The sequence below is a fragment of the Sphingobium scionense genome (assembly GCF_014197035.1).
Lineage (GTDB): Bacteria > Pseudomonadota > Alphaproteobacteria > Sphingomonadales > Sphingomonadaceae > Sphingobium > Sphingobium scionense.
In genome coordinates this window covers 158,943-172,450 of the sequence record NZ_JACIEU010000014.1, presented here as the reverse complement: position 1 = coordinate 172,450, position 13,508 = coordinate 158,943, and the positions used below count along the sequence as shown (strand labels likewise).

The following is a 13,508-nucleotide window of genomic DNA, read 5'->3' as shown; positions in this document are numbered from 1 at the left end:
TGGAACTGACCCTCCAGCAAATAAAGGCGCTCACAGCGCCAAATTACAGTATGACCCCTTCCAGGAAAGCAGCATCATGAAACGTTCGGCGATCCGACCTATGCCGACGCCATCCTCGACCGGCTCGTCCACAACGCCCACCGCCTGGACCTCGACGGTGACAGCATGCGCCGGGTCAAATCCCCTTCAGAGGCTTGACGACCGGCACGAACGAAATAACAACAGACGTAGCCAGCACGGCCCTGTCTCCGGGGGGGCGACATCATCTCGGAACGAAGGGGCGCAATCATCTCGGAAACGAGGGGCGGCTTCATCGGAATCGGCAGCCACCGACGCGAACCGCATAGCTATGGAATATGGGCGGGCGCAGGCCCGCGCATATGTCGTGGTTCAGTCGGTGGAGGCAAAGCTTAGTGAGCTGGGCGATCTGACTGCCAAGGTAACTTTCCAGAATTCTGGCGCATCGCCTGCGCGCCGGTTACGCTGGCTGTACAACGCACATATTGTCGCTGTTTATGGCGACAACACTCAGCGCGGCATGATGCTTGGCGATGAACCAGACCTGGAAAGATCGCACTGGCGGCAGGACATACCTTCGGCGGATTCCTGGACATCATATCCGCTTGGATTGCGTTCTCAGGATGGCGTTGCGGCCCTGCTCGAGAAGGCTACCTTTGTCGCGATCACGATAAAGGTCGTGGCAGATTTTCAGGACGTGTTCGGCGAAACACACCGGGAAATCGCCTGTTTTGAAGGACGGGTAAATCCCAGTGAGCGAGACGCGTCATACACAGCGCTACATAGTGCGCATGACAACGCATTGGACGACAAAACAGAATCCCCTGCAGCTTGATCTGCTGCCAGGCACTTGCGAATTTTGCCACTAATCGCGCAGGCGCCGAACCAGCCGTTTCCAGCTTGCTTTGCTGTTCATCCAGTCAGGCCGGTCCGGTTGTCGAGGCGTTGGAGCAAATCGTTTAGGATGTCCCCGACAGCGCGTGCAGCGCAGATGCGATCCGACGGTTTCCATAGCGGTGTTCCAGCAATGCGCGAGGAACCAGCGGTTGAGTTTTTCAGCATCGATTACTCCTGAGTGGCCGCATCTGCAGATGATGAAAAGATTGGCGTTTCGGCGGGCATAATCGCCGAGGTTCCGTAGGGGGGTGTTCGCCCCCACGTCAGAGGGGAAGGGTCATCTGCCTACGATCAAAGTGAGGCGGCTGACGCTCCATGGCCACGATAATCGTCTGGGCCAATTCTACCGCAGCCTGCTCCCGTAACCGTTCGTTCGGCGCCGTCAGTGCCACTCGTGCCCATCCAGGGGCGTTTAGAAGGCTCTGCGCGAGCCAGAGAGAATCGGGCTGTGTCATGCGCAGCAATATGCGAACAAAAAGAGAACATGGCAAGGGTCGGTGGATTACCGGCAATCGGGCTTGTCGACATGACGCAACGGAGGTCGGCCCTTTGCGGCGGTGAGACATCATGCGTGGGCCGTGGACGCAGCTGGCCCATGCATCTTGCATGGGATATTATCGGTACCGAAGCAGGGATGTCGCAGGCGGGCTGCACATTTCTAAGATGGACCGGGATCCACGGAAGGGATGGAGCGGTATGATCATCACCCTCTCAGACCTTTTAGCGGGAATCCGCGAGCGCAAGGCTGTCTTGGGCATCATCGATACCCCAGAGCGTACCGACGCCATGCGCAATAGCGGATCGCGCCGAACAGCGCGCAAGCTTGCTATGTTGGCCCGGATCGAGGATCGCTCACGCGACGCGGGCGTCGTCTAGGCTGACCAAGCGCCTTGTTTCATGATCTTGGCGAAGCTCATGCGGCAGTAGCCCGCATCATGTATCGTCGGCAAACCGACCTTCCGCGCCCATTTTTGTGCTGACTGGGGAGGCAATCCCATCCTGTAGCCGATCTCGACCGATCCTATGATCTCTGCTGCAGCCTGAAGAACATCCGCTGCGAGATATGCTTTACCGTGGCGACGTATGCGGCCGGTGGCGACGAATTTGAGAAACTGATTGGTGGCCAGGTTGAGTATCTCGCTGGCATCGGCGCCTGATAGCTCATCCTCGACATGGGCACCGGACAACGGGTTTTCCAACATCCGCAAAGTGTCGATGAGTTCGGCCGGGATTAGTATTTGGTGGGACAGGTCCGTCGCCTCGGGGGCCAGACCAAATCGACTATCCGGCCCCAGAAGCCAGGCGAAGATGCCGGCCCAGGGCTTGGCGCGACCGCCAATAGCTCGTGCTGCGATTTGCAGCGGAACGCCGTCAATCATAGCGGGATCGGCTTTGGCTTGGATCTTTGCCTCGAATGCCGCCCAGGCCTGCGTGGTGGTATTGCGGACGCCATATCGCGCCTCCCAATAAGGGTGGGTCAGCGGGGCGAGCAATCCAGATTCCATCAACTGCGCTATGGCATAGCGGGGCAACTGAGTTGACTGCGACACGGCGGTCAAAGGCAGACGGTCAGGCTTGGTACGTGCCAGTTCCTCGATTTCTTCGGGATCATGGAACGGTCTAACCACGCCATGAACTCGCACGTCGGTGAGCTTGAAGACGCCGGCGGCGCGAAGCTTTGCAATGATGGTATCCGTCTCGCGCAGTACACGCACGGCTGATTTGGCGGAGATCAGTTCAACTATGTCATTTCCCTCGTCGGCCGACGGGAGGTCGGTCAGATCAGGGCTTTGACTGAGATCGGTTTGCTCTTGCTGCAGGCCATGTAGAAACATCGCGAACAGGGCTTTGACGCGGGGCGAGGAGCGGCCGATCCGGGCTTGCTTGACGGCGTGCCCCAGCTTGTTCGACCAGTTGTCCCCTTCGCCTGGAGTTGGAAGTAGCTGGGCTGGAACGATGGGCCATTGGCGCAGCAGCGTTACAGCGTCATGAAGCGCGCTGACGACCGCCATTGTAAGGTTAGGATTGGTCAGCCATTTTCCGCGCAGTTGGTCGTTTAGCCAGGGGGAGAGCTTCAAAGCCAAGTCGGCAATGTCGTGCGGCTCCAAACTCGCAATCGGGTCAGGAAACTGTGATCGCGAAGCGGCACGTACATCGGAATCATGGCTGAAGAGGCCAGCATAGATGCCCAGATTGTCGCGCATCTCGAAAGGGATGAACTCGGCCGGTCCCTCACGCAGGTCCGCGCTGCAGACATCTTGGTCGCAGGTGGCAATGCCGTTGGCATACCGCCACCGTTGGGTGACGCCGCATTCGTGACATTCGCTGCGCAGGATCTGAAAGGTTTCCGGGCAGAATGGGACGGAGGCCAACTGCCAAATCGCACGATGATGAGCCGATAGGGCAAGGCTGGCCGGTGCATATCGGCGGATGGTGGTTCGCAGTTCGCTCTGCCACGCGCGTCCACCAAACCAATGTATGATCGCGCTGCCTTCTTCTGGACCGTGGGCATGGTGCAGTAATTGGAGGTACGGCACCACCAGAATGTCAGCCAGCGCCGGTAGCTGTTCGGCGTTGGTTGTGGCCGCCGTCGGCTTGTTGTCGTAAACCCAGCCAGCCTCGGACAACAGCGTTCCCGTCCGTGGATACCCGTTCTCGGCAGTCACACGGGCGACAAGGCCCATGAGACTTTCGCCAGCGATCGGCGCGAGCGGGTATTTCACTTGGCTCAAGCTTCGATCTCCACGAACGGATTATAGTCGATGAAGCTATGGGCAATGGCCCAGCTGTTCACTGCCATGGCGAGATCGTTGCGGGTAATCGCATGCCGACCTTCACGCACGACATTTATCGCCGCCGTTTCCACGATGCGGCAGGTGCGGCCGATGATTCCGCTGCTTGCGAGGCAAAGGGGGCGAGCAATGTCCTCTTCGACCAGGCCGCTGGCGACCTTCATGATCTGCTTGTCGACCATGGCGGTATCGAGGTCTTCGACGAAGTCCAGGAATAGGTCTCGATCGTCATCCGCCCACCAATCAAGCGGAGGAAGCGTGAGGGGAGGGAAGAGCCGGCCGTTCAACTCGTGGCTGGACTGGAACAGCTTGTCCGCGTCGTGGGTGCCGAAAAAGGCGATAGGAACAAGGCCAGAATCAAGGAACGTCTTCAGGCTATCCGTGACATGGGTTGCGGCCGATGACCGGCGCGACAGATGTTGGATTTCATCGATGACGAGCAACTGCACGTTATCCCGTTTGATGGCTTGCACGGCGCGTTTGTGCAGGTTGGGTTCGGTGCCGCGGTCATAAAAGGGGTCGTCCAGAGCCTGCAGGATGGAAGAGAATAGCGACCTGGCGGTGCCGGTGCTCATGAGCTTGACGATTAGGACGGGCCGGCTGCCTTCGGGAAGTTCGCCCAGGCGTTCGATGCCGTCCCGGAAATGTTCGGCTGCTGTCGTTTTGCCGGAACCGCTTTCAGCCAGGAGGGTGATGCCATATTGCCGCTCGCCACGGGTGGCGATGCCAGAGCGCCGGACCTCATCCAGCCCTGCAATGATAGTCTCTTGGCGAGGATGAACAATTTTGATCTGGCGGAACGCGCTGCGGGCATCTGCCACGCGCTGAGAGCGGGCAGCGGCTTCATTCGGCCGTACAACGGGCGGGTTTGATGTAGTGGTAGTCATGAGTTGCCTTTCGGGTAAGGGTTAGAAGTAGCTGCTGTCGTTCGAGCGCTTTTTGCGTTCACGGCGTGGTTCGGAGTCGGTGGTCGATGCGTCCGGGGTGGCTGGCGGCGCAGGAGCACGTCGGTCGCGATCCGGCATGTCCTCGGGCGTCGCCTCTCGGGCATTGGCAGCTTTCGCCTTCTGCCGGTTGCTCCGCCGTTTAGATGCGGTAGGGGCAGCTTTCTGTGGAGCGGGGCGACGAGACAGGGTGTCGGCATCGTGCATCTCGTGCTCGATCACGTCTGCATAGATGATCGGGATCTCGACCGGCTCGGGGCGCTCGCGCTGCAGGCTGGCGAGTTCACCGGTGATGCTGCGGATGCGCTTGTTTTCGTACAGCTTGGCCAGAAGCTTGCGTTCACGCTCCTTGGCTTCGGGCGTCAGCTGGTCGATGGCGTCGAGAAGCTCGGCGCGGCAGGCGTCACGCCATTCCCGTGAGTTGAAGTCGGCGGCTTCCGCCTTGGCTTTCTCACGGATCTGCTCGTGCATCCACAGGCTAATCGGCTCGTCGGTATAGCCGGCCGTCTGGCAGTACAGCTCGACGTCCTGATTGGTTTTGCGGTTGATCACCCAAATCTTGCGCAGATCGTACGGGTCATAGCGGAACGACACCGTTGCAGTGGCATTCTTCAGGCGCTGACGCTTGCCTTCCAAAGGGACAAGATCGGCGAGCAGGTCAGGCACGGCTTTATAATCGCCGAAGCGCAGGCCATTCCACTCGATGCCAGCGTGGGTCAGCCGGTGCGAATTGATCTTGGGGAGGAGGGCCTTCTCGAAGATGCGAGGGTCACGCGGTAGAACGATCCCGTACTGGGCGGTGCCCTGTTTCCAACAGAGCAGAGGCTGTTTCTCGTTCAGGCCGCCATGCGGGGTCGTGTGATAGACCGCGATGGCGAACATGATGAGTGCCTCGAGTTCGTCGAGCGTCAGCACGGCATCCACGGCGGGGTCGTAATCATACTCGCGGGAGAGGGCGATCGGCAGATGGGCGCCGGCCACCTTCGATGACACGTAATTGTGGATGGTGAGGAAGATGCGCTCAACAAGGGCTCGTTCGCGCGGCTTCTTCCGACCACTGATGCGGACCGTTGCACCGGTCGCCTTGCTCATGCTCTCCATATCGTGGCTGCGGAATTCCATGCCGCCATCCACGTGATATGTGCTGCACAGGCCGCAGACGTCCTGGGCTTCAGGGTGCTTGTTCTTGATGATCGGCGGCACGATCTTGGGCAGAACAGACCGGCGAAGCAACTCCGACACGGTGGCGTATGATGGAGCATTGAAGGACAGCATGTGCGAGAGCACGACCCTGCTGAACCCATCAACAAGTGCGGAGAAAGTGGGGCGGCCCAGGATGATGGCGCGTTCCACGTCGATGACGAGGAGAGCGGGTATGGGTGTGTGATCCATAAGCCCGAATTCCAGAGGACGCTCCGCCTCATGGCCTTTCCCTGCGCCTCGCCACCGAGAGTAGGCCGCCTGCTTGCCGTGGCGGGCCGCAACCGTCTGTTCGCACTCAAGCATTTTGATGTCGCGATATGTGGTGCTCAGGCTCACCGGGAGGAGCGGCTCCGTAGGCATCTCGTATTCGAGCGAAGTGTCATCGTTGACGCGGCTAATCTCAGCGTTGGTCAGCACATTGATATCGGTGACGCTCTTCTTCGACACATAGTAGGTCAAAGCCAGGCGCTGGCGGATTTCCATGCGGATGCCATCATCATCATGGCAATGGCGCCCCTGGGCGCTCATGGCCTCACGAGCATCGCGGTCGCCGACTTTACCGCGCTTCCGCATCCAGCGTTTCACGGTGTGCGGATTGGGTGCTTCGCCATATTTGGTGTGCAGCTCGGGGGTCCAGTGCTCGGCAAGTCCTTCAGAGATTGCCTTCACGCCGGTCATTACGCCGTTCCGATCGAGCAGCCGTAACGTTGCCAGCCGGAGCGCGCTGTCGGCGTCGAGTTCCTCGCATTCGGCAGGCGTCAGATGTGATTCAGCGATCTTGTTCTTGGCCGGCGACTGCCCACGGTCTGCCATCTGGAAGAATTGACCGTTCTGAAGTAGCGTCCGGAAGCGATCCTGGTCCATTGGACGGACGACGCCGGCGTCATCGATATATTCGACGGGCTTGCCTGTGGCGGCGTGCTCGAAGTTCAGGCGGGTGCCATATCCATGTGATGTAAAAACACAGGGTTGACCTTCGATACTGTATAGCTGATTGCGTTTGAGCTTATAGGGGAAGTAATTCACGTATCTCTCCCGAGATTTGGGCATTCTGAGGGCGCGCAAAATCCATCAGCAGTAGATATTTCTACGCTGCGAATGGCATTGCTTCTGTTGTGATGGGTGCCTGCGGGTTCGTCAGGCAGTTATGATTTCACTCTAGGTCATGGTTGAATCCTTCCTGGGGTATTTGATCTATGATCGGATGAAGCTGACAGGCATCTCATCGATGAGATGCTGCGTGAGATCGAGCGACACGATGCGCCTCACCAGCATGGCGAAAGTGATTGCCCGCCCTTGGACAAAATTTCCGGGCGCCATCAGCTCAGCGAATTCACCCAACTGCATGTCATCGCCTTTGCTGCGGAGGCTTTCGACGAGCCGCTTCTGCGACGATGAGATGGCCGTGCGGCGCATCGAGCTGGCGAGGCGTACGTTGAAGCGGTGGCGGCTGTTCTCGAAAATTTCGGAACCGAAGGTGATGCGGAACTCATGGCCTACCCGGCGGCAAATCTCTGCGACGCCGGCAAGCTTCAGCCGATATTCTGGATCTCGCAGGTCCGCATCGTCGCCTTTGACTTCGACGACCGCTAGGCGTCCATCGGCGTCCAGTATGTCGACGTCGCTTGTGTACCGCTCCTTCTTCCTCAGGATGAATTCGAAGCGGCGAGCTTCTGATTGGTAGTGGACAACATTGGGATCCGTCTCGCATCGCTCGATCAGTGCAAGCTGATGCAGGCTCTCATAATGCTGTGTGCGGCCGACCTTCACGGAAGGGTACCAGCCGCTCGCATGGTGCGTTCCGCCAGAGACTGTTCGGAGCGATCCATTGTCGTTGGCGACCACAATGCGAGCCATGGTGTTGACCAGGCTGTTGTGCTTCCTCAGCAAGGTTTCGGCGCGCAACCGGCCAGCGGAAGGCTCGTATGACGGGTTGCGCAGCATGAGGTTGATAGCGGCGCGAACGTCGATCTCAGCCAGTTCTTCATACGCGTCAGTCATGCCAGAACGTCCAACCGCGACGGTTGCTGTTGGGCCATTTGGAGCGAGAACGACTCCACGTCTTAACGCGCTGCTGTCGTTCAAAATGTCGGATGATCTCGATCAGATACTCTGTATAAACGATTGAAACGAGGTTGTTTCGATCTGCACTTCGCGGTTTAGTCGTCATCGCACTGTCTCCATGTTGGTCACGATACTGTGCATTTAGGAACGCTAAAATGACCGTGATGGCAACAGGAATGTGGTTTCAACTGCACAGTATCGTGACCAACTCACTTGACGATGCGTGCCTTACTGTTCTAATAAGTCATGGATGAACAGTAAGAAAAACGGCACGCGCGACGTTGGTTCGGACCGGTCGGCCCTCGAAACTGACGAGGAGTTGGTCAAACGGCATGCCGCTTCAGGCTTTTCTGGCGAATCAGAGTACGCCCTGTTCCTGTCTCTGGATGATTCTAAGCGGGAGGCGGTGATCGCCAGACTGAGGACGATGGACCTCTATCTTCGCGACGATGACCCCATGCCCGTGGGCGACGCGTGCAGCGCGCTCGATATGGAGCAGCGCAATTTTTACCGACTGCTGAAGAAGCTGAAGGATCTGGGCCCGACACGAGGTCTGTCACCGAGCTTCCGGGTGAAGGCTGTCGCGGCACCAGCACAGAAAGGCTTCGCACCCGTTGCCGAGCGTGCGCTGCGCTGGAAACTGCAGCATGAGCCCGCGGCTTCGCCCGCGTCGATCATACGCTGGATATTTGAATCCTGCGCGGACGCGGGCGAGGCGCCTCCGTCTGCATCCTCGATCCAGCGACGCATAAAGGTACTCCGCCGGGAAGGTGTCGCAGAGCCGGCGGCTGGGGCTGCTGGTCTTCAGATCCTGGTGGACCAGACCGCAGTCGATGTGATGGTTCAGATCAGCGGCCGGGTGGAATTGGCTACGGCTACGTTCATTGTCGATACCAGCTCTAGGATGATCCTTGGATTGGGGGTGGGCGATCCGCTGATTCCGGAAGACGGGCTCATGCGCGCTACCCGCAATATGGATGACGACCTCATGCGCCATCTCGTGCAGCACACGCAGGTGCATTTCGATCGCGTGGAGTCGATCGACTTTATCGCGCCTCCAGGCGGGGCGCGGCAGAGCAAGCAGTTGCAGAAGCGCTTTCGGGTCTTCAACCGCCGAGTGTCGTTTGACATTCATGCAGGCGGAAAGTGGCGTCACGGCACACAGCTGGTCCGCTACCTGGGCGACACGCTGGGGCCGTATCAGTTCAAACCGCGGTTTACAGAGGAGGGGGCTCCTCTCAGCAGCTCGATCAGCGAGGGGATTGAGCAGGAGATCATAGAGCGGGCGTTGCTCGTGGAGGCGATGCGCTGGAACGAAAGCCAGTGGCAGCAGGTGGAGCCGACGGTCGAAAAGTCGCAGCGCATGCGTGAAGAGCGCGCGAGCGCGATCACGGCGCTATTCCGCGATGTGGTGATGCGGCCAGAATTTTGATCGAAGCTATTAATCGGTAGTGCGGCATGGAGTGGATCAGACTGAAATGCTGTTCAACTTCATGCCCCACTCGAGTTTCTCGACCGTGATGGCCGTACATATGCGAGCTTTGAGGCTGGTAGACAGATTGTTAGGTGCTGCGTAGCCGCCGCAGGATCCTACCTAAATGTCAAAGCCATTGTGAGCCTGGGATCTCGCTAGTCCCTTTGACGGCGACAAATTCTACGCTGCCTATTTTAAGTCGGCCCCACCCGCCATCGGGATCGATGGCATTCAGGCGGTCGATAAGCGCTCGCCATTCTTGACCTGCGCTCGTTGACGGAATGGCCTGAATAACGGGCGCGTCTGAGGCATAACGCGCCTGCATCTTGCGGTTCATGGCGAGAGCGTAGGCAAAGCTGTCAATTAAGATGTCGAAATCTGACTGACTCATATGTTTTTGCTACCTTATGTATTGCGCCGGATTGCTGGAATGCCAGTTTTGGCCTCTCAATATTACTCTGCCATTTCGATAAGAAGCGCGATCGTGTGTCCCATGGCGGTCACTGTAACGGTTTCAACATCATTGATGAGGATACCGTCATTGCGGTCGGCAATCACATCGCCGACTTGCACCCTTCCGGAGAGCGGCACGACATAGCCGAAATTGCCTGCCTCAAAGCGGTAATCCGTAGCGCCGCCATCAGCCAGCACAACTCGCGATAGACGGGCGTTGGCTCGCATCGGCAGTGAATTACCTTCATTGTCGAACCCGCTGGCTAATGTAGCGAACTGGCCCTGCTCACGATCGTCAGCGAACCCCCTTACAACAGAGAAGGGCTCGCCGCCCTGATGGTTGGGTATCAGCCAGATCTGGACGAATTCGACCGGGTCGGCCTCGTCTGGATTGCCGCGCCGGATAGCGACGCCCGTACCAGCGGATATGACTTGGCAATCGCCTGCTTGAAGCGCCCCGACATTGCCCAGGCTATCTTCGTGATAGAGCATTCCGCTCGTGACGTAGGTCAGTATCTCGGTGTCGGAATGCGGAGTTTGCGGCAGTCCGGCACGGGGAGAGATCGCCTCCTGATTCCACATGATCATATCGCCCCACTGCATCGGGTGTCCGCCACAGCTTTCAGGCCCGAAATGCTGGAGGCTTTGGAAATGCTCCAGGCGGAATATGCCGAAGTCACGGGCCGGGCGTAAGGCGATCATCAGGGTTCCAGTGCGAATAGGTGTGGCTAAAGCGGGTTTGAAAAATCCCCTCAAGCTTTGGACAGGCAGTTGCTATGCAACTGCGCTGCATTTCCGGGTGGACGCGCAGCTAGACGCTGGCGTTGGGCAAAGCCTTGCCCACCCTGCGACCCAAAGCGGCCGCATGCGCAGAGAGTCCGCGCGCAAGGATGTTGATTGCATTGTTGGTGCCTCGTGGGACATCGACGCCGCAGGCACAGATGTGCCGCTCACCGTCATTGCTTTCAGAGGATGGTGATCCGCATGCATTGCACGTTGGCGCAATGCGTCTCGGATCCACAATGATGACCGCGCCGCCAGCCTTTTCAGCTTTGTAGCGGATCATTTCGAGAAGGCGCTTTGGTCTCACCTCCGCCAATACTTGACCGTTTTCCCGCGTCGCGATCGCACCGGCGCCATCTGACGGGTGTCGTGTGCGTGATGGACAGGACAATTGCCTGAGGTCGAGATCTTCGACCACGATCGTTTCAAACCGATTGGTGATCGCCGCCGAGATCTGATGCAGCCGCGTGGAACGGCAGTTTATCACGCTTTGACTGGCGCGGTCTCGGCGTTCGCGCAGCTTTTTGCTTCGGCGGGAGTCTTTCTGGCATCTCGCCAGTGCCCGGTGGGCCCGCCGCAACGCAGCATTTTGAGTCGTCCATCGGGCTGTATCGTTGAAGAGCGAGCCGTCCGATAGCGATGCCAGGTGATCTATGCCGAGATCGACGCCACACGCGCTACCAGGATTTTGGTGCTCTTGGCCGCCGGCTTTGTAATCAACCAGGATTGTGACATGCCATCGACGCGCTCTGCGGGTGAAGGTAAGTCCGGCGAGGCGAGCGTCAGCTGGCCACGGGCGATGCATGCGCACCCGCAATTTGCCCACGATGCCATCGACCGACAGGTAGCCGTCCGCGACGACACAGCCTCGTACGCCGTGGACGCCAAAACTGCGCCAACGCTCTTCGGAGCGGAAGCGCGGGAACCCGGCGTTGGGGTTGGCCGTCAGGCGATCGCGATACCTCGTCATTGCGGTATCGACGCAGCGCAAGGTCCAGTTGTTAATGCCCCAGGGCAGGGCAGTATGCTGGCGGTTGGCCATTCTATACGCAGGGAGAGACTTGGTATCGTCTTCGTATGTGAGATGAACGCCGCGTTGAAAGGCTGCACGCCGGTTTTGGAGGGCGTCATTGTACAAATTTCGCTGCAGCTGCAGGATCGACGCCAGGCGCGCATGTTGCGCCCGACTTGGCTCGATCGGAAATTTATACTGCAAGAACATGTGCTTGCATGTGACGCGCAAAAGTTAACGCAAGGTGGATGTTCGAAAATCAATCAGGCGGAAGGGGGAATGACGGTTGGTATCCCATTCAGCCAGCGCGCTGCGACAATCCCGCCTGCTGCTAAAGTGCTACCTGCTCGGGGACAGAGGTCGGGCATAGGCGACCTCAGTTAGCGTTGCTTTCGTTGGCCCCTTGGTAATCGCTTGGATCGCTGCCGCGGCTGATACGGCGGGCTCGGCCTCGCGATTGATCTGCAGGCCAGCGTGATAGCGCTCCAAAAGCAGAGCAACGGCTGGACGCACGACAGGCAGAGGCAGAGTTTCGCGAATTGCGAATGGGATTGAAGGATTGCGGCGCGGATTGAGAGGCACGCGGCCGAGCTTGGTGCCGAACATAGCAGTGAGGGCCAATCCTGGCCGACGAGAATCCACCTGAACGTCTGACTTGGCGATGCCGATCGAGCGCAACTGGGCTTTCGTGCGTAGGTCATCGACAGGAGCGTTGCGGTATATTGCCAAAGACGTGCGTGCGGGTGATGCGGAACTCATCTGTTCAGCGGCCTCGGTGACCAACTGGAGGATGTCGTCGGCAGTTGGCCTATCTGCAGTCACCACATGGGCAAGAGCGATACCACGGCTGACGTCGATGAACGCGGTGAGGACAGCGTGATAGGGGATGTTATCGGGGCCATCGACCGCCACATCGAGTGGCGACATATCGATGGCGTAGTCGGCATTCATGCCGGTGTAGGACGCGATATCGGTCACTTCCATGGGCAGATTGAGTCTCGTGCGGACTGCCCGTTTGCTTGGTGGACTTATTTTACGCTTCTCGCACAAGGCTTCGGCGGCAGACTGGATCGCCCCTGGCCGAGCGCCCGGGCCGGCGTGCGCGATGGCTTCTTCGAGAGCTGCGCTCGTTTCAGCAGGAAGCTGACGGGGGTAGTTGGACAGAACCTGATCGTTCAGCTGGAGCGAGTCCTTGTACGCCCGAATGATCTTGAAGAAGTTGCGCTCCTTATACCCCAGCCGAGTGGCGGCAGCGGTAACAGCTGCTGCCATTCGCCGACTGCCCTTCCTTGGGAGCTCTTCGACTTCTAGAGCGCGCCGGTAAGCTTCCGGCCACTGCTGAGGCGTGAAGGTCACCATGTAGTGGGCAATGCGATCTTCCATTTTTCTTCACTCCTGAGTTTCGAGGAGCGAAGCTGAGCGTATTCAGAAAATTCAGGGCGTCACTGAGGCCAGACCATTGAGGTATGTGCTGATGGACGACGCTGCGGCTGTATCAGCCCGATAGATCACCTGTTTTCCCGCACGGCGCGAGGAGACCAGGTGGGCACGCGATAGAATTCCCAGGTGGGAAGATAGCGTGTTTGCAGCGACATTGAGGTGGCGCGCAATTTCTCCCGCCGGCAGGCCTTCAGGCGCCCGGGCGAGTAGGCGGTAGATATCATGGCGAGTCGGTTGCCCTAGCGCAGCCAGGGCCTCGACCATTGCTGATGAGTCCATGGGCCAGACTATCAGCGATCCATCCCAACCGGTCAAACGGTTAGTGACGGACAGATCCGTCAGCCAAATCAAGAATGTGCCGGCTGATGTCCGTTGAGACGTCCGTTGAAACAGGAAATCGAACGCCATTCAATTCTATAATTCCAGAA

At 58.6% G+C, this 13,508-nt stretch carries 12 protein-coding genes and 1 pseudogene; 3 read left to right on the top strand and 10 right to left on the bottom strand.

Annotated elements, in window-relative coordinates:
• Positions 1-75 precede the first annotated feature (75 nt).
• A pseudogene (locus GGQ90_RS17565) lies at positions 76-198 on the top strand (ATP-binding protein); the annotation flags it as partial.
• A 980-nt stretch (positions 199-1,178) separates the two neighbouring features.
• Here the strand turns inward: GGQ90_RS17565 and GGQ90_RS29840 are convergent.
• Positions 1,179-1,370 carry a DUF6771 family protein gene (locus tag GGQ90_RS29840; protein WP_009821115.1) on the bottom strand — a complete coding sequence of 64 codons (192 nt, stop codon included), beginning with the start codon at positions 1,368-1,370 and terminating at the stop codon, positions 1,179-1,181.
• A 241-nt stretch (positions 1,371-1,611) separates the two neighbouring features.
• Here GGQ90_RS29840 and GGQ90_RS17560 point away from each other — a divergent pair, with 241 nt between their 5' ends.
• Positions 1,612-1,791 carry a hypothetical protein gene (locus GGQ90_RS17560; protein ID WP_188083271.1) on the top strand — a complete coding sequence of 60 codons (180 nt, stop codon included), beginning with the start codon at positions 1,612-1,614 and terminating at the stop codon, positions 1,789-1,791.
• Here GGQ90_RS17560 and GGQ90_RS17555 read toward each other — a convergent pair.
• From GGQ90_RS17555 to GGQ90_RS17540, 4 genes are all read right to left on the bottom strand, one after another.
• Positions 1,788-3,638, bottom strand: a complete 1,851-nt coding sequence (locus GGQ90_RS17555) for a TniQ family protein (RefSeq protein WP_343053870.1) — start codon at positions 3,636-3,638, stop codon at positions 1,788-1,790. The two genes, GGQ90_RS17560 and GGQ90_RS17555, sit on opposite strands and share 4 nt — an antisense overlap.
• A 5-nt stretch (positions 3,639-3,643) precedes the next feature.
• Positions 3,644-4,528 (bottom strand): ATP-binding protein, encoded by an 885-nt coding sequence (locus GGQ90_RS17550; RefSeq protein WP_343053868.1) that lies wholly within the window; start codon positions 4,526-4,528, stop codon positions 3,644-3,646.
• 87 nt (positions 4,529-4,615) lie between these two features.
• Positions 4,616-6,880, bottom strand: coding sequence for a Mu transposase C-terminal domain-containing protein (locus tag GGQ90_RS17545; RefSeq protein ID WP_188083268.1), 2,265 nt, complete (start codon positions 6,878-6,880; stop codon positions 4,616-4,618).
• Positions 6,881-7,048: 168 nt separating this feature from the next.
• On the bottom strand, positions 7,049-7,855 hold the full coding sequence (locus GGQ90_RS17540; protein ID WP_188083267.1) for a hypothetical protein: 807 nt from the start codon (positions 7,853-7,855) through the stop codon (positions 7,049-7,051).
• Positions 7,856-8,168: 313 nt separating this feature from the next.
• Here GGQ90_RS17540 and GGQ90_RS17535 point away from each other — a divergent pair, with 313 nt between their 5' ends.
• Positions 8,169-9,350 carry a hypothetical protein gene (locus GGQ90_RS17535; RefSeq protein ID WP_188083266.1) on the top strand — a complete coding sequence of 394 codons (1,182 nt, stop codon included), beginning with the start codon at positions 8,169-8,171 and terminating at the stop codon, positions 9,348-9,350.
• A 169-nt stretch (positions 9,351-9,519) separates the two neighbouring features.
• Here the strand turns inward: GGQ90_RS17535 and GGQ90_RS17530 are convergent, their stop codons facing one another.
• The 5 genes from GGQ90_RS17530 to GGQ90_RS17510 form a co-directional block, all read right to left on the bottom strand.
• Positions 9,520-9,783, bottom strand: coding sequence for a hypothetical protein (locus GGQ90_RS17530; RefSeq protein WP_120249365.1), 264 nt, complete (start codon positions 9,781-9,783; stop codon positions 9,520-9,522).
• A gap of 62 nt (positions 9,784-9,845) precedes the next feature.
• Entirely contained in the window at positions 9,846-10,547 is a 702-nt protein-coding gene (locus GGQ90_RS17525) for a pirin family protein (protein ID WP_188083265.1), read from the bottom strand.
• Between the two features lie 109 nt (positions 10,548-10,656).
• The gene (locus GGQ90_RS17520; protein WP_246428288.1) at positions 10,657-11,850 is read right to left on the bottom strand and encodes an RNA-guided endonuclease InsQ/TnpB family protein; all 1,194 of its coding nucleotides are present in this window, start codon (positions 11,848-11,850) and stop codon (positions 10,657-10,659) included.
• Positions 11,851-11,979: 129 nt separating this feature from the next.
• Entirely contained in the window at positions 11,980-13,023 is a 1,044-nt protein-coding gene (locus GGQ90_RS17515; protein ID WP_188083263.1) for a hypothetical protein, read from the bottom strand.
• Between the two features lie 51 nt (positions 13,024-13,074).
• Positions 13,075-13,488: an ArsR/SmtB family transcription factor gene (locus GGQ90_RS17510; protein WP_223178313.1), complete on the bottom strand. Its 414-nt coding sequence runs from the start codon at positions 13,486-13,488 to the stop codon at positions 13,075-13,077.
• Positions 13,489-13,508: the final 20 nt, after the last annotated feature.